The 21,013-nt window shown below is 66.2% G+C and carries 19 protein-coding genes; 11 read left to right on the top strand and 8 right to left on the bottom strand.

Translation table 11 applies throughout. The features are described from left to right. Positions 1–109: 109 nt before the first annotated feature. Complete coding sequence (locus RIN46_RS08780) at positions 110–1,186, bottom strand: hypothetical protein (RefSeq protein ID WP_309082324.1); 1,077 nt, start codon at positions 1,184–1,186, stop codon at positions 110–112. A gap of 333 nt (positions 1,187–1,519) precedes the next feature. Between RIN46_RS08780 and RIN46_RS08785 the strand changes: the two genes are divergently transcribed. Then, a complete protein-coding gene (locus tag RIN46_RS08785; protein WP_309082323.1) occupies positions 1,520–1,714 on the top strand; it encodes a hypothetical protein in 195 nt (64 codons plus the stop codon). A 376-nt stretch (positions 1,715–2,090) separates the two neighbouring features. Here the strand turns inward: RIN46_RS08785 and RIN46_RS08790 are convergent, their stop codons facing one another. After that, positions 2,091–4,037 (bottom strand): hypothetical protein, encoded by a 1,947-nt coding sequence (locus RIN46_RS08790; RefSeq protein WP_309082322.1) that lies wholly within the window; start codon positions 4,035–4,037, stop codon positions 2,091–2,093. 984 nt (positions 4,038–5,021) lie between these two features. Here RIN46_RS08790 and RIN46_RS14330 point away from each other — a divergent pair. After that, a complete protein-coding gene (locus RIN46_RS14330) occupies positions 5,022–5,447 on the top strand; it encodes a GNAT family N-acetyltransferase (RefSeq protein ID WP_375164261.1) in 426 nt (141 codons plus the stop codon). 365 nt (positions 5,448–5,812) lie between these two features. Here the strand turns inward: RIN46_RS14330 and RIN46_RS08795 are convergent, their stop codons facing one another. The 4 genes from RIN46_RS08795 to RIN46_RS08810 all read right to left on the bottom strand — a co-directional run bounded on the left by RIN46_RS08795 (position 5,813) and on the right by RIN46_RS08810 (position 9,219). After that, complete coding sequence (locus tag RIN46_RS08795) at positions 5,813–5,977, bottom strand: hypothetical protein (RefSeq protein ID WP_309082321.1); 165 nt, start codon at positions 5,975–5,977, stop codon at positions 5,813–5,815. Beyond that, positions 5,974–7,521, bottom strand: coding sequence for an Abi family protein (locus tag RIN46_RS08800; RefSeq protein ID WP_309082320.1), 1,548 nt, complete (start codon positions 7,519–7,521; stop codon positions 5,974–5,976). Before RIN46_RS08800 ends, RIN46_RS08795 begins: the two co-directional genes overlap by 4 nt. Before the next feature lie 268 nt (positions 7,522–7,789). Further along, a complete protein-coding gene (locus RIN46_RS08805; protein WP_309082319.1) occupies positions 7,790–8,170 on the bottom strand; it encodes a hypothetical protein in 381 nt (126 codons plus the stop codon). 665 nt (positions 8,171–8,835) lie between these two features. Beyond that, a complete protein-coding gene (locus RIN46_RS08810) occupies positions 8,836–9,219 on the bottom strand; it encodes a helix-turn-helix transcriptional regulator (protein WP_309082318.1) in 384 nt (127 codons plus the stop codon). A gap of 215 nt (positions 9,220–9,434) precedes the next feature. On the opposite strand from RIN46_RS08810, the gene RIN46_RS08815 reads away from it, so the two are divergent. The 9 genes from RIN46_RS08815 to RIN46_RS08855 all read left to right on the top strand — a co-directional run bounded on the left by RIN46_RS08815 (position 9,435) and on the right by RIN46_RS08855 (position 19,723). Further along, positions 9,435–9,752 carry a helix-turn-helix domain-containing protein gene (locus RIN46_RS08815; RefSeq protein ID WP_309082317.1) on the top strand — a complete coding sequence of 106 codons (318 nt, stop codon included), beginning with the start codon at positions 9,435–9,437 and terminating at the stop codon, positions 9,750–9,752. 102 nt (positions 9,753–9,854) lie between these two features. Then, positions 9,855–10,568, top strand: coding sequence for a hypothetical protein (locus RIN46_RS08820; protein WP_309082316.1), 714 nt, complete (start codon positions 9,855–9,857; stop codon positions 10,566–10,568). Positions 10,569–10,600: 32 nt separating this feature from the next. Beyond that, positions 10,601–11,800: a phage/plasmid primase, P4 family gene (locus tag RIN46_RS08825; protein WP_309109457.1), complete on the top strand. Its 1,200-nt coding sequence runs from the start codon at positions 10,601–10,603 to the stop codon at positions 11,798–11,800. Between the two features lie 285 nt (positions 11,801–12,085). Beyond that, the gene (locus RIN46_RS08830; RefSeq protein WP_309082315.1) at positions 12,086–12,379 is read left to right on the top strand and encodes a hypothetical protein; all 294 of its coding nucleotides are present in this window, start codon (positions 12,086–12,088) and stop codon (positions 12,377–12,379) included. Further along, complete coding sequence (locus tag RIN46_RS08835) at positions 12,376–12,756, top strand: hypothetical protein (protein ID WP_309082314.1); 381 nt, start codon at positions 12,376–12,378, stop codon at positions 12,754–12,756. Before RIN46_RS08830 ends, RIN46_RS08835 begins: the two co-directional genes overlap by 4 nt. A gap of 730 nt (positions 12,757–13,486) precedes the next feature. Further along, positions 13,487–14,848, top strand: a complete 1,362-nt coding sequence (locus RIN46_RS08840) for a hypothetical protein (protein ID WP_309082313.1) — start codon at positions 13,487–13,489, stop codon at positions 14,846–14,848. Positions 14,849–15,113: 265 nt separating this feature from the next. Further along, positions 15,114–15,365 (top strand): helix-turn-helix domain-containing protein, encoded by a 252-nt coding sequence (locus RIN46_RS08845; protein WP_309082312.1) that lies wholly within the window; start codon positions 15,114–15,116, stop codon positions 15,363–15,365. Next, positions 15,362–19,297, top strand: a complete 3,936-nt coding sequence (locus RIN46_RS08850) for a hypothetical protein (RefSeq protein WP_309082311.1) — start codon at positions 15,362–15,364, stop codon at positions 19,295–19,297. The genes RIN46_RS08845 and RIN46_RS08850 overlap by 4 nt, the downstream gene beginning before the upstream one ends. 3 nt (positions 19,298–19,300) lie before the next feature. Continuing rightward, complete coding sequence (locus RIN46_RS08855; RefSeq protein ID WP_309082310.1) at positions 19,301–19,723, top strand: hypothetical protein; 423 nt, start codon at positions 19,301–19,303, stop codon at positions 19,721–19,723. Positions 19,724–19,790: 67 nt separating this feature from the next. Here the strand turns inward: RIN46_RS08855 and RIN46_RS08860 are convergent, their stop codons facing one another. Further along, positions 19,791–20,294, bottom strand: coding sequence for a hypothetical protein (locus tag RIN46_RS08860; RefSeq protein WP_309082309.1), 504 nt, complete (start codon positions 20,292–20,294; stop codon positions 19,791–19,793). Between the two features lie 151 nt (positions 20,295–20,445). Continuing rightward, positions 20,446–20,865, bottom strand: a complete 420-nt coding sequence (locus RIN46_RS08865; RefSeq protein WP_309082308.1) for a hypothetical protein — start codon at positions 20,863–20,865, stop codon at positions 20,446–20,448. Positions 20,866–21,013: the final 148 nt, after the last annotated feature.

A 21,013-nucleotide genomic window follows, 5' to 3' on the forward strand; every position in this document is an offset into this window, starting at 1 on the left:
CCGATCTAAGGCGGAGGAGTTTGGGCTGACGGTGCGCACCAACGACGAGTTCGCAGAGTTCATCGACGGAGCCGAAACAGAGCGGTAGTCACGGCTAGATCTCCTCCACTCACGAGTCCAACCCGGCGAACCGGCGAGCATCATCACGCATCGCCTCAAGGACGGCGTAGTTGCTCAGGACAATATCCGGCTCGTAGGTACCCGTTGCCTGTAGCTCCCGCATCCGCCTGAGTATCTCCTGATCGGACAGGCTCTCGAGCCACGCCGAGATCTGCTCCGAACTAGGTGCGTCGTCCATCTGGCTGAGCGTCTCGGTCATGTCCCGGCGCACCGTCGACGCGCCCAGCCGGTCGTTGTGCACCTGCGCCGCGGAGAGCGTCGCTCCCTCCGCCAGAGCACGACGCTCGTCGTCGTGCCCGACTGTGATCTCGTATCGAGGCGGGAGCGCCGGGGCCGGTGGATCGTTACCAGTAATCAGGCGTGGGATCGCCTGTGCACGGACCCATGTGGAGAGCTCATCGAGCTCCTTCATCAGCACCGGCCAGCGCTCGGTGCCGGGCCGGTTTATCCCGATGGTCGGGAAAAGGGCTACGGGGACCTGAACACCACGCGGAGTTTCCGCGATGACATCGCCCACCTCCACCGGTGTCTCCGGACGGCGCTCGAAGAGAGCCATGAACGGCGGCGTCCGGTCCTCTCGGTGGATCCCGGCGAGACCAACGGCGGTGATCGCTGGCGCGCGATGCTTCGAGTGGTTGGTATGCAGAGCCAACAGCGCCAGAGGATGATTCTGCGGGTCCTTGGTCCGATGGAAGGGCTGCAGGCCGTCGATGCGCCTGAGCAGGTCACTCCCCTGCTGCAGCGACGGAGGTCCATTCTTCGCGCGACCCTTCACCCACTTCTGGAAGTCCTCGTAGGTCTTCGCGCTCGGCATCTCAACGAGCTTCGCGGCCCTCTCCCCCAGCACGCCGTCTCGGTGCTCGACCTCGGCGAAAAGCGTGTGCTCGATCGCGTTGCGCAGGGCCACCAGCGCATCGGCCACCAAGAGCGGCACTTTACGCGGGATCGGAGCCATGCCGGTGACGACCGTCTGACTGTGGGTCACCATCGGCACCTCGCGTAAGGCAATGATGCCCGCCGGCTGTGTCTGGTACTCGAAGAGGATGTCGGCCACCTGGGCGATCACTTCGTCAGTGTGAGCCAAGGTCGCAGCGACGCTGAGGTGATGGTCAGGCAGCCAGGCGTGACTCGAGCTCGTCAAACCAGCACCTCTGGGTTTGTGAGCTCTCCAGCAAGACCGTCGGGCCCCGTGATCATGGGGTCTCCTTCGCAGTACAGCCTACGTTCCGGCACTGATTTGACGACCGTCCAGCCAAGACTCGGTACGAGGTATCCGCGCTGTGCCGGGAGCACCCGATCGGGGGTACTGGGGTGATTAAAAAACCTCCAGGACACCCTCCCGCCCGACGCCACACCGCTGCGGAAGATCTCCGCCGCTGCGCAATGGGGCGACGACGCCTTGCTGAAGCAGTACGTCGCTGAGGCCCGCGCCGCGGGCATCCGCAGTAGCCTGGTGGAGTACGCCCGCGACTCCTCGCTGGGGAAGGCCGACTTCGACCTGTTCCTCTGGCAGGACGCCCCGGCGACGATGAACGCGGATGCGCGGGCCACCGCGGTCGCGGCAATGGAACCGGTATTCACCACTTCAGCGTGACCACCACCGTCTCCGGATCGATGGTCTCCTTCCCGCGCACACGCGAGACCGTCGGCGATCAGGACGCGACGCGACCAGCGCTGCTGTCTCAATCCCGCCCCCCAGATGACCCATCTGTGACGGTCCTCCTCTACACGTTAAATCTGAATTCCACCGAGTCCCGGCACATAGGTACATCTGAACACGGGGTTCACATGCGCCCTCTCCCCACGGTCAGTGCTCGCTACTGAGCAGGGGACACAGGCTCACCCTCGACGTGGGTCAGCCTGCAGGACGCCACGAAGGCGGTAGCGCGCCATCACGGCGGCAGGGAACCCGGCTGAGACGCCACATACTAGGGATCTGAAGAGGGCTCGACCATGCCAGCGGTCGGCCCCTATTCCTTCGCGAGCACGGCGTTATCCGTCAGGCAGAAGTCATCGTTGATCTTGATGACCAGCGCAACGAGTAGGCGGAGCGCTGTTAAATACGTGTGGCGGTGAACGCGGTCGTCGTCACCGTCTGCCTGTGATCCATGGAGGTAGCGGTTGCGCAGGCTAGGTCCGTTGCTGAACTCCTTATCGTTAAGGAAGTAGTTGAAGTAGCTGACCTCCGCGGCGCTGAGCAGCGTTGATCGATGCGCCAGCCATCCGGCGCTCACCATCTCGTCAATGGCTTTCTGGCCGGCAGCCGAGTGATGGAGACAGCTCGTCACCTCGCACTCCCAGAGTTCCTTGAGCACATGCAATTGTGGCGCGCTCGCGAACGCAATTCGGTCACGATCTCCGGTCAGGATGCCCTTCTCGACCAGGAAGTCGATGTTGCGCTGTTGGTACTCGTGGAACTGGTCGTAGGCGATGTCATTGGCGACGACCAAGTGGAGGAAGCTCTCTGCCTCCAGATCTCTGCTGATGTACGCCAATCCGGATTGGTCCGAGAAGAGCAGGTGCTGAATTCCTTGGATGTCTGCGTTGTTGGCAACGTAGGCGTACTTATCCACGACCTGACTCGGGATGTCGCCGTAGGAAAGCTGCTCCGATGTGATTGTCAGCAGCTCCGGGTCAACCTCGCCGTAGTCGACATGCAGCGTGAACTGCTTGAGGACGCTCTCCATCTCTGAGAACAGGTGGCGGCTCTTCTCAAGGTAGGTAGCGGTCGGGCTGGAGGCGCGGTACTTCAGCCCCTTGGCACCGAACTCCTGCTCAAGGTAGTCCGTGAAGAACCAAGCGATGACCGACTCGAGCTCTATACCTTCGGAGCTGAGGAAGCGCTCGTACATCAAGGTCTGGAGCAAGGACGCCTGGTCCTGGAGCCTGAACGCCGCCCCCGTCCGGTAGTCGCCCTTGCCCGGCGTACCCATGAACCGCTCGAAGACGCCAAGTTGCGCTTCGTAGGAAGGGAGTTCCAGGAGCATGTGGTCGTTGGCGAACTGGAACAGGTGAACGAAGTTATTCAGGATAGTCGGGTAGTCGAGGTTCTCCGTGAGCCAGGTTCGGCTGTAGGAGTACTTGCCAACCATGCCGTCCAAAGACTGGACGACCTCTTCGACCTGATCGGCCGAGATGCCCACTTCGCAGCCGGATTTGATCCCCTCCGTGGACTCGAACATCTTCTTCGTGAGCGCATCTGCCTTGCGACGAGCCTTTAGCTTCAGTCGTGCATCGACGCCGGTGTTCTTGTCAGCTCGTGCGGATGCGATCAGCTTGACGAAGTTGAGGTTGGGCTCTTCCTCATCGAGGTAGCGGTCAAACAGGCCACGCTGATCCGCGGGGGTGAAGCTCTTCGGGAGATGGATTGGATCCCGCCCCTCGGACTGGAGGAACTTCCGCGCAAGCAGCTCAGCATTGCGCGGCCCAGCGAGTAGCAGGGCCCGAATCTCCTGGTCGTAGGCACGCACGAGTGCCTGGCATGAGAGCAGATCGTGCGGGTGGAAACTCTGCTCTTGAAGTGCAGCAAGCACGATCGAGTCAGTGCAGCGCTCGAAGACCTTGTTCTTTCCGAGGAGATCGAGGACGTCTGTGCGGTACTGAAAGTCAACGTCCTGAACGAGCGTTGAGAAGGTGGCGTCAGTCACTTTGCCGAAAAACCTGCCGATGACTTTCCGGATCTCGGGGACGTGCGCCAGAGGCGCGTCTCGCTCTGCTTCGGCCAGGTCCTTCGGGAGAACTTTGTGTTCTAGGAACAACGCGAGATGATGCAACTCAACGATGTCGTTTATGCCTTGATCGCCACGAGTAGCATCGAATTCACGGACGAGCTCTAGGAAGCGGTCGGCCTGCCAGAAGGTTCCGTAGTCGCTGAGGCCGAAGAACTTCAGTCTCTTCTCTGGTCCGCTTTCCGACACTCGAATCCCCCTCCTGGTAGGCGTCACTCTATACAGTTCGGGGGCGCCTAGTGGCACGAATTTGAAGTTGTTACCTGATCGTGCAGCAGTCCCCCTGGGCGGAGCCGTCGTCCACGTCGATCGTTGCGCCGGCTCCTCGTTCTGTCGTGGAAGCGAGCCGAACTAGCGGCGCATCACCCCGAGGCGGACACGACCTACATCTCCATGGGCATAATCCCGCGCCCCATCGGGCTCCTCCCCACCGCGGAGCGGCGCACGACGGACGATGCACAACTACGCGGGTAGGTCCCTTGCAAAAGCGCCGGGCACTAGTCCTGACTCAACACTCGACAAGAATCATCAACGAATCTCACTAGTTATTGAAACGGAACTCCACCGCGTTCCGGTACATACCAACCTCTGGATCGACAGGTCGACCCGAGGCGTCATCTTGGCAAGCTAAGGCCCCTGACCTGCGGCTTGAGTGCGAAGGTGCACTGCACAGGGATCGGATTGGGGCGAGGTGGAACCTTGGAGAACACGCCAGCAACAGGGGTCCATCGGATCATCGTGGGGCCTGATCAGGGATGGGATTGGACAGGTTGGGCCTCTCGTGGAGCACGCCGGGCACATTCTTCGACGTCGGCCTAGCGCATCCCGTTCGTCCGGCAGGATGCGGGGACCCCGAGGCCCTTCGCGACCGTCGAGAGCTTCTGATCTCGTTCACGGCTCCTCGTGACACGAACGACGTCGTCACAAAACCCTTGGAGGCACAGAGCGGGCATGATCCACAATCTTACCTGCGACGTCTCCTCAGCGCCTCAGATCTTGTGACACCAACCTGCTCACCAGTCCCACGATCCATTTCACACAACTCGAACGCCTCTCAGACAGTGACCACAAGGTGCCGTGCCTAGATCGCGCCGTGGGATACTGAACCGTATGAGTTCGAGTAGCATTGCGTGCCGACGGACGGACATGCCGACCGATGACGATATTGACGCTATGGCTCGCGTGTGGTCTGCAGCTTCAGCGCGACGCGATGGCCTCGAGAGACCAATCGCGTGGCAGGCGAAGCGTGCTGGAGTTCTTCGGCGGTTAAAACTACCTAGCCCCACTGCATTGCTTCTCGAACGGGCCGGGTCTCTAGACGCATTTGCACTCGCCGCAGAGGGCGATAGCGGACCGGAGCTCTTTTACCTCGCTGTAGATCCGAATGCGTGGGGTTCCGGGCTGGCAGGCCACCTCCTTGCGGAGGTCGAGAGCTGGGCGACAGAAAATGGCTGCACGTCCCTACGCCTATGGGTGATTGATTCCAATAATCGAGCACAATACGTCTACCAGCGCGCCGGATGGAAGCGAACGGAGCAGATCCATACTGAGGGCGAGGGGGCGAAACCTGAGCGTCTATATATCCGGGATTTCGAGTGACTTCGCCGTTCGACGGAATAACGGCTCATCACCCAGGGTTGCCAGCCGACAGGTTTTAACCTCTAGTGGATCTCCTGCAGGGTGAATCTAGCCATAGTATCTGGCATATCGACACCTGTTTTGGAGAATGGTCTGCGCATACCTGACCCGAGCGACAGCCCCGCAAGGATGGCACCGGGGTGCGTGCTAGACGGGCAAGTATCCCAGACGGGCCGGGCCAAACGCTGAGCAACTCATGGCAGACCGGAAATCATCCATCGGACCTGCCTGAAGCTGGGAGGATGAAACCCCTGGTCAGAGGTGACTTTTAGACGTTGAACCTAAATTCAACCACGTCGCCGCGGTTAGCGAAGGTCTGAAGCCTGTCACCTGGATGTGCTGGTCACGCGCTCGGGCGCGACGCCGCCGCCGATGGCCTCGAGGTCGCCGTACGGCTGTCCTTGGCTTCGTCCAGCGCCTTCCTCCATCTCGACCCGAGCCAGCTCGCGGATGCGGTCTTCGTGCCCCGGCACTCCGACACGTAGGGTCACTCGCACGCCTTGCCCTGGTCAAGGTCGTGCGGCATGACGAAGCTGCGCATGGCGTCCGCCTCGTCGATCGCCGCGGTGAACTCCTCCTCGGTGACCGAGTTCAGCAGGTCGAGGGGCGATCGGTCCGAGCCGTCCGCGTTCTGCGGCAGATCCTGGTGCGGCGTTTGCCACCAGTCCAGGAGCGCCCTGGCGACGTCGGTCGGATCTGAGCCTCCGCAGGATCGGGCGAGTGCTTGGTTGATCTCGGCAAGCGCGTCGACGATCTTCCCGTCGCGGAACTGGAAGGCCGGGTAGAACTTCGTCTCTCCGAGCTCGACCTCGATCACGACGTCGTGCTTGAGGTAGGTCCGCAGCAGGCTGCGCTGAGCTGCCTTCTTCGCTCGCGCGGCCTGAGCCGGGGTCCGAGTCCGTTCTGATTCGATCACTTCCGCTTCCGTCAGCGACGCACGGGTCTCGGCGGCGGTCATGCACTCGGCCCGGTCGAGCAGGCTCGCGGCCGCCATCGGCGACCGGTCGAGCGCGAAGGCCCGGTCCCAGATCGGGCTGCTCCGCCAGTCGTCCGGGAATCCGAGCTGCGCCATGCCGAAGCCGACGGCGCGGGACTGGCCCTCGATGAAGTCGACCAGGTTCACGACGTCGCGCTTCTCCGGCGCGATGCTCAGCAGGAGGTGGCGCATGACGAGCAGCACGCCGTAGAGCCTGTTGCTCGTCCCGCCGTCCGCGAGCGGCGCGAGCAGGTCGTCAGCGTCTTTTCGAGCCTGTCCCGGCGCGTCGATGATCACGTCGAACGCGCGGTTCCACAGGCGGCCGTAGTGCGCGCAGATGTTCCGCACGTTCCTGAGGTTGTTCAGCCAGTTCCCGAGAGCGCCGCGGTCTCCGTGGCCGTCGGCGGTTCGGACCTGGAACCGGGCTGCGAGGATCTCCTGGTCGGACTGCAGCATCAGGTCGTAGAGGCTGCTCAGCACTCCGAAGGACATCACTTCTGTTGCGACCCAGATGGGCAGGTGGGGGCCGTACTGCTGGCGGAAGTGCACGACGAAGTCGCCCCGGGCGCGCTGTTCGTGGCGGTCGTACTCCTCGAGCCACTCGCGGTAGGCGGTGGTCGGCTCGGGCGGGGCGCTGGGATCTTCCTGCCTCGTCGCGCCGAGCGCCCAGGGGTGCCTGTGTGCGAACGCGTCGACCCTGCCGAGTCGATGGCCGATGAAGAAGCGGAAGGTCGTCTCGATGGTGCTGAGGATGTCGCTGAGACGCATGCGGAGCTCGTGGTCGAACTCGTACAGGGAGACCACGTGCGCCAGGCCGGTCCCTGGCACGAACGTGTCCAGGCGGATCTCTCGTCCTTCGTCGTCGAACCGGGGCGCAGGAGGCGCAGGCCGGTCGCGGTAGAGGTGCCAGTAGCCCGACAGCCGGTAGTAGCCGTAGCGCTGCAGGACGGCGGCCGCGTAGGCGTCGTCGCCGCAGTCCATGCCCCGCCCGCGCAGCCGGCGGATCTGTTCGGGGACCGTGAGGAACGGCTTCGCGTAGGTGCTGTTCGGGGTTGTCACGTGTGCATCGTCCTGGCGTCCCCGGCACCCGGGGGTAGAAAGAGAACAGGCCCGCGTCTCATCTAGAGAAGCGAGCCTGTCGTGTTACTTCGATACTACACAAGTGCCACCCTCGCAGCAACGCCGACGACCCTGGCCGGTGAGCCTTCGCTACCTGCAATACGCGGCTCGTCTGTCGGCAGACGATGAATCGCGCGTGCCGCCACTCGCAGACGTCGCCAGCCGTAGTGACCAGCACGGATGCGGCCCGCCGCGAACGTATTCGAGGTCAGCGGTCCGCGCCGAGCAAGCGCTCCAGACGCCGTTCGGTGAAGGCCAGCCCCAGGTCAGCCTGAGACATCTCATGCTCGCTGCTCCGCACGCGCTGGTGCAGCAGCTGTGCCGGCATGGCATCGGCTTCCCGGAGCGCCAGCTCGCCGAGGTCGGCGCGGGCACCCCCGGCCTGGTCCTCGAAGAACGTGGATCGGATCTCGAGGCGGATGACCTGCTCCTTTGCCCAGCCGACCCTGGCTGCATGGTCAAGTGTGGTCCTCCCCTCCAGCCATGCGCGCAGCTCGGGCTGCTCGAGGTTCTCCGTGACGCCGGTCGCGAGCGAACCCGCGCCTGGATGGTCGAGCGGGATGTGCGAGAGCAGCACTGCCGGCGTCACTTCCAGCGCAGCGGCGATGGCGGCGAGGTCGTCGACCGTCGCGGCGCTTATGCCGCGCTCGATCGCACCCAGGTCGGCGTCGAGGTCGTGCCCGAGGCCGGAGAGGGCGTAGGAGGGGCTCGTCGACCGTGAGCTGAGCGATCTGCCTGTAGTACGTGACTGCGTCGGCGACGGCGCGGGAGGTCGGAGGAAGGTGCGGGGCCACGCCTTCGAGGCGTGGGCCGCGGCAGCGAGGCGGCGGGTGGTGACAGGCGTTGGGTGCGTGCGAAGGCCCGGCCTCCGGCCGGCGCGCGACGAACTTGGTCAGCCAGAGGGGCGATGGGGAGGATCTCGGGCGCGGTATCGGTGAGGCAGCGACGAGCCGTACCGGCGCTGCCTCACGCGCTGCCTCATTCGCTGCCTCAGGCAAAACCCCAGGTCATATGTACACATCTACCTACTTGAGGCAGTGAGGCAGTGATATCAACGATTTTTCACAAGCGCACTCGCGCACGCACACACGCACAGAGAAAATTCGCGAACTGCTGCCTCCTGCCTCACCTCGCCTTGATTGGCAGCCTGACCAGGCATTTCGCGTGAGGCAGCGTGCGATCCAGCCCCGACTCAAAGCAGCCACTGCCTCACTTCCACGACCGAGCGGAGGGCCGGTGAACGACGTGAGGCACTCAGCCGCCGTCGGCCTCGATCTGGTCGATCTCCTGCTCGATGGCAACCATCGCCGCCTGCGCTTGGCGGAACTCGGCCTCGGCCTCGGCCGCTCGGTTCTGCTGCAGCTCGAGCCCTCGGCGCAGCTCGTCGACCCGAGCCTCCGTGGGCGACTTGCCGCTCACCAGCACGGCGAGCGGCACTCCCAGCGCCTGCGCCGCCGCGACGGCCTCCTCGAGCTTGAACGACCGCCCCTGATTCTCGATCCGCGTGATCGCCGAACCGTCGACAACGATGCCCAGGCGTTCGGAGATGCGCCGCGCCAGTTCGGCCTGGGACACCCTGGCCGCGACCCTCTCCTGGCGTAGCCGACGGGCGAACACCGCCTTGAGCGACTCGGGCATGACGGATCTCCTGGTATCTGAGCGAAGTGATGCGATTCCAACACTATCTGGTCGCCATGCTGTCAGATTCACATGCTTTCTGCTAGACTGGCAGCAGGCGCATCCCAGGATGCGACCGCGACGACTGGCGACAGAGACCCAGGGCTGGCGGAGACCGACCGTGCACCACGCACGCAGTAGTCGGGACACCGAGGCTCGACGAAAGGTCTCCCGCCATGGCCACCGCGACGACGCTTGAGCGTCTCTATCCCCTGCGCGAGCTGCAGGACGCCAACTACGGCGACCGCACCACCCTGATGAAGCGCATCCACGACGGCACTCTGCCGGCAGTGAAGGTGGGCAATGCCTACAGGATCCGTGAGAGCGACCTGCACCTGATCGCCAAGCCGATCGGCGATGCGACGCGCACCGCACCCGAATCCGCCGCCGACCTCGACGACCTGGCCGCGCTTGCTGCACGGATCGTCTCGACCTGGCCGTGCCTGTCGACTGAGCGAAAGGCCGAGCTCGGCCGCCTCCTCGCCGCCGCCTGACGACATGAAGAGAGCCCCGCCGAAGCGGGGCTCTGCAACAAGACATTCGTCCGGCCGAGCGCCAAACTCGATGGCCGGACCTAGAAGACGGGAACTCTTCCTATGTCCATTTTGCCAGATGATCACAGCCAGAGCAATGAGCCGCACGACGATGTGTCGGAGTTCGAGGACGACCTCACCGAAGGCTCCTCGAAGGTCGCCAACCCCGTGGCCGACGCCTTCACCCGCGCCATGGACCACTTCAGCGACGGCGGCGAGATCGCCCCGCTGAACGAGGTGGTCAAGGTCTGCACCCGCGAATACCTCGACGCTATCCTTCCCGACCAGCCGCCCACCCCCGACGAGATCGAGAAGCAGCTGCTCGCGATGGTCAACGGTGTCTGCAAGGTCGAGAACAGGAAGACCAGGATCGACAGGGAGAAGCTCCAGTTGCTCAAGGCCCTCATGCCGGTCCAGGTCGCCATGATCGTCGACCACCTCTTTCACGTGGCGGAGGTGACGCCGGGCGGCACCCAACAGGACGACGGCCTCGGCGTCCTTTCGATCTACCAGGACTCAGGCGAGTTCGTGGGCCTCCACCGTCGAGTCGACCTCGGCCTCCTCGACGAGTTGGCCCGCCAGTACAACTTCGGCCACGACGGCAAGTGGCTCGTCGAGTTCGAACGGGCCCTGCGCGGGTTCGCGCGCAAGGTTCCGGAGAACCAGAACACGGACCTCGTCGTGATGGGCAACCTCATCTACGACTACCGGAACGACGAACGGATCCCGTTCTCGCCGAACTACGTGTTCCTCGCCGCCACTCGGAGACCGATCTGATCGACCGGCAGCACCCGGGCTCCGCCGTCACGATCACGCGTGAGGACGGCACGACCTGGAACTACGACGAGTGGTGGGCCGGGACGGTCCCCGACGAGGGCACTAGGTCCTACATCCAGCACGTGGTCGGCGCTGCGTTCCGGCCTGCCCATGACTGGCAGAAGATGCCGTGCCTCTTCTCCGAGACGGGGTCTAACGGCAAGGGCACGATCCTGGCGCACATCCGCGCGATGATCGGCTCCCGCAACTGCCGGAGCGTGCCGCTGAAGCGTTACGGGTCGCAGTTCGGCAAGTCGCAGCTGATCGGCGCGCGCCTGAACATCCCCGATGAGACCCCGGTGGGCGAGTTCATCAAGGATGCCACGGACCTGAAGTCGATCATCACGAACGATCCGATCGAGATCGACCGGAAGCACAAGGACCCGATCACCTACAAGCCGGCGCTCCTCACCATCCTGACCCTGAACGGCGACCTGAACTTCCGCGACAAGACCAAGTCGATGGACCGCCGCGTCGCGATCGTCCCGATGACACAGCGCTTCGACGACGGCGTCAAGGACAAGGCGATCAAGGACGACTATCTCCAGCGCCGCGAGGTGTGCGAGTACATGGCGTACAAGGTGCTCGTCGAGATGCCAAAGTTCTGGGAGCTCGACGAGCCGTCCAGCGTCAAGCAGGCGCTGCAGGAGCACCGGACCAGGACCAATACCGTGCTCGCGTTCTTCGAGGAGTACAAGGAAGAGTTCCTCCGCCCGTTCGTCCCGTTCCCGATGGTCCGGGCGCTCTACGTGGCGTGGCTGAAGGAGAACCGCGAAGGCTCCAATCCGGTGGGGGCCGAGCAGTTCACGAAGGACATCAAGGAGTGCTTCGACGCCAACATCTGGGCCGTCCCGCAGACCTCCGACGGCGCTGACCGCAAGCTCAGCACGCGCACCTGGCTCACCGAGCGCGAGCCCGTGCTCGACGAGTTCCACTACGCCGACGACGTGAACAAGTGGCAGTACGAGGCCGAGCGCGGTCGCTTCGGGGGCGACGCGCTGGCGAAGTCCGCTCCCCGCCAGGTGCGGGGGTTCATGCGCCGCGACGTCTACGAGGCCTGGATGGCCGCGGGCGGTGCGAGCGGCCCGGACGCCGCCGCCAAGGCCGTGCGTGAGGCGCAGCAGCGGAGGGCGCGGGCCGCGATCCCCGGTGCTGACAACGACTGCGCTGACACGATTGGAGATGCAGCATGAATCGCGCCGTCATCCGCGCCACAAGGATGCCTCGTGGCACCACGGTCGAGTACCTCAGGTACTTCCGGGAGTCGGCCGCCGAATACCATGCGCGCGCTGATCGCCTGGAGCAGCGCCTTCTCGCCGGCGGGACGATCAAGGGCTCCCCCGACCTTCGGGTCCAGATGCCGTCGTGGGAGGTGGGCGACGTCTGCTGCTTCACGGATGTCACGAAGGCCGAGCTGCAGGAGGTGCTCCCGCCGCTGTTCGACGCGCTGCGCTGCCTCGAGCGCGCAAGCCGCCGCTATGGCCGCCCGGGACTTCAGGCGCGGGAGCAGGCTGGGGCTGGGCACCCAGGGCGTAGACGCGATGCTCAGCCAGTACCTGGCGGACCGTCCAGGCCATGCTGCCGCCACCGAGCAGAAGATCGACGGCTGGTTGGGCCAGATGCTCGGCCCGTGCACGTGGAGCGCCCACGAGCACTTCGGCAGCCGGTGCCAGAAGCCGGTCCCTTGGACGAAAGTGGACATGGGCGGCGGCCGCTCCGAGGGTGCATCGGCCCGGACCCTCTACGCGGTGAAGGCCGGGGACAGGCGATGACCTCCGCCGCCGGCCGCAGCGCCGTTGCCCTCCGCGTCTGGGCACGAGGCGACCTCGCCCTGGAGGCGACCGTCGCGCTACTGCTCGGTGGCGGCGGCAGCCTCGTCGAAGGCCCCTGGGTTCGCCCAGGGAGCTTCGGCGCGTTCTGGTTTGACGCCGACACCGCTTCGGCCGAGTGCGGCCATCTGAGCGGCGGGGAGCGCCGCGTGCTGGCGATCGCGGCTTCCCTCGCCAGCGCCAATCATCCGGTCGACCTGGGCGACGCCGTCACGGGCCTCGACCCTGCCGCGCTGCGGTGCGTGCTCGACGCAATGGCTCACGCCGGAGGGCTCCGCGACCTCCGAAGCGCCACGAGGGACCATCATGAGCCCCGCTGAGGCCCTCTTCGGGACCGCATGGGGACCGGGGCGGGGCGCGTCCTGCCCGAGCCCTGAATCGGCCCCTTTGGGGACCATTGGACGCCGCTCTGAAGACCGCGCTGAGACCTCGGAAGGGCCAGGGCTCCGAGCACCCGGGACAAGCTCCAATCGAAACCCTGCAGCGCCCTTCGGAGGTCCAGGACGCGACCATAAGGAGCCCTCGAAGAGGCCAGCGTCTCACGGGACCGGAGCCGGCCCAGGTCGAGACCGCTGTAGGACCGTCGCGAGACCCGCAATGGTCCATGTCGGTCAGAGCCTCAACGTTGCGCGCGGTCGTGGCGGCCTCAGGTCTGCCCTCGAGTTCGTCGGCGCGGAGACCTTCGCAGACGTGGCCACGGCGCGCCGTGAGCCGTCCCAGTTGGGCGGCGAGCGAAGCCCGCGCGTTCCGCGCTCAGGCAGGCTGCCCGGGCAGCGGCCCCCGGAGGGCCCCGGACATTCAGGAGCGAAGCGAGTGAATGTCATACGGGGCTATGACATTCCTTGTCTCGGGGTGCCAGAGGCTCCAACAACTGGGTGCAGGGGCCCGGTTGTCGGAGAGCACCCCGAGACAAGGAATGGCGCGCTCCAGCGATGGTCGAGGCCGCGGAGCGGTAGGGGTCCCCGTCCGTCGTTGGAGCGCTGCCGAGCGGTCCAGCCAGGGACCGATTGGCGTCCGAAGACCTCACCAAACTGAAAGCGAGGAATCCCCATGGGCGAGCAGACCGGACACGCTGCCTTCCACCTCAAGAACGTCCCCCATGGAGCGAGCGGCAACCGCGCCGACAGGCGCGCCATCCTCCACGAGTCGATGCGGCACCTGGACGCGAAGGACGTCAAGCGTCACGCAGCGAGGAACCCCTCCATCGTGCCCGCCAAGGCGCGTTTGAACGCTGCCTTCGTCAACGACGGCGCTGGCGGGTTCCGCGCCCCGAAGAGCATCAAGGAGGTCCTTGACTACGGCGATGCCCGAGCGAAGCGGGTACGCCGGAAGATCAACGAGAAGCAGGTGGCGACGAACCTCTTCGTGGTCCACCTCCCGAAGACGATGTGCGTGGAGATCCGCGACTACTACCCGAGGCTGAACGCCGACGGGTCCGAGCGCCTGGATCCGGTCACGGGCCAGCCGATGTCCAGGTCGCGCTGGGTCGCACGGGATCACGACGAGGCCATGCGCTACTTCAACGACGCGGTCGACCGCCTAAGTGGTCACGTCGTCCCAGGCGGTCCGGAAGCGATCCACGGCTGGGCGACGAACTTCGACGAGTCGACGCCTCACATCCAGATCATGGCCGACCCGTTCGCGCCGGACCCCAAGGCTCCCGAGGATCGACCCAATGCGCTGCGGACGGAGCACAACCAGGCGTATGGCTCTCACCGAGAAGTGACGGACGACCGCGGCCGCCAGATCAGCGGACCGGCGAAGATGCGGGATCATCAGGCTGGTTTCCGGCAGCACATGGTCGCGCTCGGCTGGCCCGTGCAGGAGGAGGTCTCCGAGCGGCACGGCAAGGAGCTGTCGAAGCCCGAGTTCGAGGCGGCGATGGACGCCGCCGCCGAGGCGAAGGCCGCACTGGAGGGCGCTCGGTCCCGGGCGGAGGTCAACAGCGCGAAGGTCGCGGAGTTCAACGAGAAGGTGGCCGAGATCCGAAGCGAGTTCGACGCGCGCTCCGCCGAGCTCGACGAGCGAGAGGCGGCGCTGCCGCGGATGCGCCGGCGCATCATCGAGGAGACGCGGGACGAAGTGCGCACGGAGTGCTACGAGGCCGAGCGGGCCGCGGCGAAGCTGCGCGCCGATGAGGCGCTCAAGACCTACCTCGAGCGGCTCCGGGCCCAGCCGGTCCCCCGCCTCGTCGAGGAGTACCTCGACCGGACGGATCCGAGCGGGCGCTCCTACCGTCGCAGCTTCGAGCGCTTCGTCGATCAGCGCCTGGCGCAGTTCGAGGCGGAGCATGGCGTGACCGGTGACCTCGAGCTCGAGCCCGGCGACAGGGAGCGGTTCGTCGAAGACGGCGGGGAGCGCCTCGGTGCCGAAGTCACGCAGTTGCATCGAGAGCGCGGGTACGGCGAATGAGCTGAACTATTTTTCTTCCTGGTATCCGAGCCAGAACGTGCCGTTGTGGCCGTTGCAGCCTGGAACAGCGGTCAACGCCCAAGTACAATTGAACACACGAAGGGCGACCCTCCGTGGGGTAGTCCGCCGGACGATGAGCTTCTCTGAGATCCCCTCCTGTCGAGGAAGGGAGCCGCTCTCGTCGAAGCGTCTTGGCGTAATAGCCTGCGCTACCAGGTAACGCCGGGCCTGGACTTGATGATCATCCAAGTCCAGGAGACCGGCTTTGACCTTCACGACGACCATTCGCGAGAAAATTCGCGCCGACGCCCGCCACGAGGGCCGCGACTTCACTAACTCCGCTTCCGCTGCTGACTATCTCGGCGTTACCGACGGCACCTTGCGCAAGTGGCGCATGCGCCGATACGGCCCCCGTTTCCAGAAGATCGGCGGCGAGGTCCGCTACTACCTCTCCGATCTCGACGCATGGTTGGACGCACAGTTCGTCGACTCGTCCGACGGCGGTGAGGCGCGATGAACGCCGCGATCACTGCCGGCGGCCGCTTCGCCCCACTGCGCCTGCTCGGCGTCGCGCTGCTCGCCGCGCTCATCGTGCCGCTGCTCATGACGTCCTTCGCGCCGGCGGCTCACGCGGACGGAGAGGACGAGCGCGCCAACTACTCCCTTTACCAGCTCGCCTCGAACGCCTCGACCTACTTCGGGGAGAAGAACTCGCCCGACGGCGGCGACGGCCTGCACGAGGACTGGAACGCGATCACGCGCAGTCCCGCCACGGGCGGCGACATGCTCGGCTACGCCGACCCGGATTTCAGCATGGGCGACGTGATCGGGTGGCTCTTCGCCGAGGCCACGGGCTCGACGCAGACGATCACGTACGACACCCTCAGGACGTCCAGCGGCGAGGACGGGAACGCGTACGCGGGCATGCTCGACTACGCCCACTTCGGCGCGGCGAACGCGGACCTCGGCCTGGACACCATGTCCTCGGGCATCGGCGGGCAGATCATGTCCATGATCGGCGGGTCCGTCATCTGGGTCCTCTACCTCCTGGCCCTCGCCGTGGGCACCGTCTTCTACGTGATCATCCAGCTGCTCAAGGCGATCAACCCCTTCATGTGGTTCTACCAGGCGGTCGCCGGGGTGGCGGACGCGAGCGGCAGCACCGACAGCGCGCACCAGCAGGAGCTGGCCGACGGCATGACCGGCGACGACGCCGGAGGCGGGGCCCTGGCGGGCCTGCAGCACTGGATCTCGAGCTGGTACGGACTGCTGCAGTCCATCGCTTGGGAGGCGCTGGTCCCGCTGTTCATCGGCTTCCTGCTCATCGGCCTGGTCCTGTTCAAGAAGATGGACCGCGGCTCGGCGATCAAGAAGCTGATCGTCCGCATCGTCTTCATCGGCGTGGGCCTGCCGCTGCTGGGCTCGATGTACACCGGCGTCCTCGACAAGTTCGACGACTCGCTGCTCGGACAGCACTCGGGTCCGACCCGCGTGGTCCTCTCCACCTACGTGGACTTCGAGGCCTGGATGATGAACGACCGCCTCTCCGTGCCCGACCAGGCGACGATCTCCTGGGAGGACGGCCAGGCGGGATCCGAGTCCTTGATGTCGGTCCGCAACTCCGCACTGGCGATCAATGCCCAGGCGAACAGCGACTTCGGCGGAATCTCGGTCGGCACGAAGACGAGCGACGCCGAGGCCGCGTGGCGCGCAGGCACCGTCGACGTCGGCGGCTCGGCGGGAGACGACGTCGAGGCAGTTTTCTCTACCTTCGGGATCCTGAACAAGTACATCTCTGGCCAGATCACCTCGGCGTCGGACTTCGAGTCGGGCATCAAGAGCGCGATCACGGACCTGGACGTCGCCGACGGCGAGAAGAAGGAGTGGTTCGTCGACGACCGCAGCTACGGCGACGTGAAGGAGTTCGGCGAGCAGGACGGCCCCGCGCCGAGTGAGCACCCCGTCCTCGCGACCGCGGGCACGGAAGGCCTGGCCTCGTCGAACCCTGGCGGGAGCTCGACGACGTTCACGACCCCAGGCAGCAAGCAGGACTGCGGGTTCAGCGTCATGGACGCGGACGGGAACCTCGCCTCGTGCAATCTGTCGGCTCTCTCGGCCTACAACTACCTGAACACCGGGTTCGGACCCGACTCGCTGACGATGTACAGCTCGAACAACGTCACCAGCGGCCTGACCCGCGAGGACCACATGGCCGTGAGCCAGGTCGGAACCGGCCCGGCGAAGTTCATGTACTGGCACAACGCCGTGACGGTCCTGGGGTGCATCGTGCTGCTCGGCTTCTGGTACGCCATCGGGATGCTGGCTGGAGCGGTCAAGCGCACCTTCAGCCTCGTGGCTGCGATCCCGTTCGCCACGCTCGGAGCCCTCTCCGCCATCGCGAAGGTGGTGGTCTATTCGACCGCGCTGATCCTCGAGGTCATCGTCACGCTGTTCGTCTACCAGTTCGTCTCGGAGCTGCTGATCTCCATCCCGGACATCATCGCCGGACCCGTCTCGAGCATGGTGGAGCCCGGCGGCCTGTTCGGCAGCCCGGTGCTCGGAGGGATCATCGTCGTGCTCCTGACCATCGTCTCTTCGCTGCTGGTCATGGGCGTGACCTTCGCCCTCCTGCGGGTGCGCAAGGTCGTGCTGCAGGCGATGGACGAGGTGTTCACCAAGCTCGCGGACAAGTTCCTCGAGACGGGAACCCCGTCCAAGGCGGACAAGGCTGGATCGATGCCGTCGCCGGCGCAGGCGCTGGGCACCGGTGCCGGAGCTGCGGCCGGGCAGAAGCTCGCATCGGGCATCGGTGGCAAGGTCGGCGGCGGTTCGAAGGGCCCGAAGCCCACGGGGCAGCCGACGGGCAAGAACCAGTCGACGAACGCGGGCGGCCTCAACGGCCAGCGGGGCCTCCCGCCTGCCGGACAGAAGCTCGCGATCGGTCCCGGCGGCGGCGACTCCAGCCAGGCTGGCGAAGGCCCTCGCGGCGGTGACCAGGGTGGTCGCGCGATCGAAGGCAGCGGTGCGCTCGCCCTGTCGGCGGGCGCAGGCTCCGACGGCGACAAGAGCGGCCCGCTGCAGCTCACCAGCGGCAAGCCGGGCAGCTCGCGCTCCGACAAGGAGACCGCGCAGAGCCTGAGCAGCAGGGGCGGCCTGTCGAACCTCGGCTACAGCACTGGCGACCAGCAGGGCCCGCACGGAGGCAGGAACCGGCAGTCCGGTCAGACGCAGAATCAGTCGAGCGCTGAAGGCGGCAGCCGCGCAGGATCGTCGTCGCGCGGCGGTCAGACCGGCTTCGGCAGCGCACAGGGGGGCTCTGAGCCCAATGGCGCTAAGCAGGTGGGCCAGGGCAATGGTCAGAGCAACGGCCGTCACAGCACGGCAGCCATCGGCTCCGAGAGCGCACACCGCACCAGCGGGGGTCGCAAGGCGATCGCCGCACAGTCGTTTTCGACCCAGTTCGGCACCGGACAGCAGGGCGCTCAGGCCACGGGCCAGGACGGCCGTGGGCAGATGGGCGCTCGGTTCACCGCTGGCACCAGCGGTCCGGCGCAGCTGAGGCCGGGTCGTGCAAGCAACCCCGCCTCGGCGGGAGTCCCGGCTGCGTCGAGCAGCGCTCCCACGTCGAGCACGGAGGCCAGCCGGGCGGCCAAGGGGCAGCAGCCGAAGGGCCAGGCCGGAGTTGGCCAGCATCCGACGCAGGGCGCTCAGGTCCACGGCTCCGGCGGCGCTGCTCTTCCGGGCACCGGGCAGGGGCCGCGGTCTCGCGTGGGCACGACGGGTGCTGCGGCACTCAGCCCCGGCCGTGCCGGGACCCCGGCGACGCCGGGCGCGCTCTCCCCGTCCGCTGCGACGGGCAGCGCGCCTGATCCGAGTGCGAGGACGTCTGGATCGCGAGCGGTGCGTCCGACCCAGGGGCAGCCGTTTCATGGCCGTGAGGTCCCGGGACTGGTCACGCAGCGGCCGACCCGTGCAGCCGGTTCGTCCCCGGCGTCTGTCCATCAGGGTCAGTCGCAGGGCAAGGCACCGAGCTCGGCACCGCCCCAGTCTGGACGTCGGTCTGCTCACCGTCCTGTCCAGCAGCCGCAGGCCGTGCAGTCCGCGGGCCAGCGGCCGCAGCAGGGCCAGCGGCGGGTGCAGGTCGATCGGTCGGTGGCCTCGGGCTCGACCCGGCGGCCGTCCACCCCTCAGCCGATGACCGGCTCGACCGCTCCGAAGCAGTCGGCTCCCACGGAGGGACCGCAGGTCCTGTCCACGGCTCCGGCTCTGGTTCCGGGTGCCCCCGCCTCGGCTCCGAAGTCCTCTGCGCAGAAGACCAAGGCCTCGAAGCCGTCCATCGGCTCCGAGCAGCCGAGGCCGCAGCAGCAGGCCCCGGCCAAGCCGCGGCGAGCGGCCGAGAGGCCCGTGCCGCCTCCCAAGATCAACCACAAGCGCGAAGAGAAGGAGTAGGAAATGATGCACAGCACCGTCCACGCCCAGGCCCGGACCGACTTCCCGACGGGCTGGTGGCGCTCCTGGCGCTGGTGGGGTTCCGCCATCAGGAAGGAAGCGACCGCCGCTCTCACCGTCATCGCGCCTGCGCTCCTCCCCCACCGCGCCGTCTTCGCGATGCGCCATCGCCGCGACGGCGAGCAGCTCGGTCGCCTCGACGGCGAGGGCTTCGCATACGGCTTCGCCGGGGGCCTGGCGCTCATCGCGCTGCTGGTTTGGACGACGGCCGGGAGCACTGAGCTGATCCCGCTCCAGTTGGGCGTGGGCTGCTTCCTCGTCCTGAACACCGTGGTCTCCGGGATCGTCGTCGGCGTCCTCATCACCGCACGGCTCCATCTTCGGAAGGGAGGCTCGACCGCGATGCCGGCCATTCCGGACGAGTAGACGACAGAAGAAGAAAAAGAAGCCCACCCCGCCGCGCGGCGGGGTGGGCTTCTTCTTTGCAGACGGACTACGACGGCGACTCGGAATCGCCGAGCCGACCGAGCACGAATCCTCGTGCGCGCCCGTCGTTCATCATGTCGCCGAGGTGTGCCAGGAACACTGCGCGCTGGGTGGTACGGCGATCCTCAAACGGGTCGTACTCCCGTACGGCGTTCATGCTGACGACCCAACCGTCCTCGCGGGCGATGGCCTCGGCGAGCTCGGATTCTTCGGGCACGGCCATGCCAGCGAAGTCGTGGTCGAACTCGGGCGTGACGTCGAAGCGCTGAGAGGGATCGTCGATGTAGGCCGTGTCGCCGCGCAGCAGCCGTCCGGAGCGGTCGAACGCCGAAAGGAAGACCCGGTCGGCCCGCGAGGTGTTCTCGACGTGGACCGCCGCTACTGCGCCGTCGGCGAGGAAGTCGGTCTGGTCGAGCCGTGCGTGGACCCGCGCCCGGGCGCAGTAGTGGCTCATGAGCCGTTCTGCCTCGTCGAAGCCGCGGAACTCGTCGCTGGTCAGGTCGTCGTACATCGTGAACTCCGTTCGTGCCGAGGGATGTCGAGGTCGGAGGGACCCGCCTCGACGCCGAGTCCCTCCAAGCCCTCCCCCGGGCGGGCTCCGCCCGCCGAGAAGCGGCATCGCCGCTCCCAGACGGCATGTGACGTCGAAGCGGCCACCGACGTCAGCACATCCCGTCGTACCCGCTCACGGCCTCGCCCTTGTCCATCGCGAAGAATCGGCGGCCGTCCAGCTCGACCGCATCGCCGGTGCCAGGGGCGACCAGTGCGGACGAGCCCCCGATGCGGTCGCTCCCGAGGTGCTCGTCGTCGGAGGCCCAGACGACCTGCGCGCCGTCCTCCGAGAGCCCGCCCTCGGCGCTCGGCTCGCTCTCGAGGACCGCTTCGCCCTCGACGGCGTCCGAGCAGCCGAAGGGATAGAAGGCGACTGAGTCGCCCTGGATGACGAGCTGGCCCTCGTCGTCGTAGTACTCGCCGCTGAGGCCCGAGCCTCCCGAGCAGGCGACGAGGCCGGCGGCCAGTCCGATGCCGACGACCGTGCAGGCGATGGCCTTCTTGATCGTGGTCGTGCTGGTAATGCGCATGATGCTCTCCTTCAGTGGATGTCTGTGTCCGCCTCCTTGCTCTCGTTCCGGTGGCGCTCGTGCGGCACGGGACCCCTGGTCCAGCGCCTGGCGGGGCGACGCCGAAGTCCTCGGACCGGACGCGCCCATCCAACGACCCTCCCGGCCC

It is taken from the genome of Zhihengliuella sp. (assembly GCF_031178195.1).
Taxonomy (GTDB): Bacteria; Actinomycetota; Actinomycetes; order Actinomycetales; family Micrococcaceae; genus Zhihengliuella.

What these genes read in the sequence shown, in the direction of transcription:
- RIN46_RS08865 (WP_309082308.1), bottom strand. Translation starts at nt 20,865, where the DNA reads ATGCGCATTACCAGCACGACCACGATCAAGAAGGCCATCGCCTGCACG.
- RIN46_RS14330 (WP_375164261.1), top strand. Translation starts at nt 5,022, where the DNA reads ATGGCTCGCGTGTGGTCTGCAGCTTCAGCGCGACGCGATGGCCTCGAG.
- RIN46_RS08810 (WP_309082318.1), bottom strand. Translation starts at nt 9,219, where the DNA reads ATGCCCGAGTCGCTCAAGGCGGTGTTCGCCCGTCGGCTACGCCAGGAG.
- RIN46_RS08820 (WP_309082316.1), top strand. Translation starts at nt 9,855, where the DNA reads ATGTCCATTTTGCCAGATGATCACAGCCAGAGCAATGAGCCGCACGAC.
- RIN46_RS08835 (WP_309082314.1), top strand. Translation starts at nt 12,376, where the DNA reads ATGACCTCCGCCGCCGGCCGCAGCGCCGTTGCCCTCCGCGTCTGGGCA.
- RIN46_RS08850 (WP_309082311.1), top strand. Translation starts at nt 15,362, where the DNA reads ATGAACGCCGCGATCACTGCCGGCGGCCGCTTCGCCCCACTGCGCCTG.
- RIN46_RS08815 (WP_309082317.1), top strand. Translation starts at nt 9,435, where the DNA reads ATGGCCACCGCGACGACGCTTGAGCGTCTCTATCCCCTGCGCGAGCTG.
- RIN46_RS08840 (WP_309082313.1), top strand. Translation starts at nt 13,487, where the DNA reads ATGGGCGAGCAGACCGGACACGCTGCCTTCCACCTCAAGAACGTCCCC.
- RIN46_RS08860 (WP_309082309.1), bottom strand. Translation starts at nt 20,294, where the DNA reads ATGTACGACGACCTGACCAGCGACGAGTTCCGCGGCTTCGACGAGGCA.
- RIN46_RS08855 (WP_309082310.1), top strand. Translation starts at nt 19,301, where the DNA reads ATGATGCACAGCACCGTCCACGCCCAGGCCCGGACCGACTTCCCGACG.
- RIN46_RS08830 (WP_309082315.1), top strand. Translation starts at nt 12,086, where the DNA reads ATGGCCGCCCGGGACTTCAGGCGCGGGAGCAGGCTGGGGCTGGGCACC.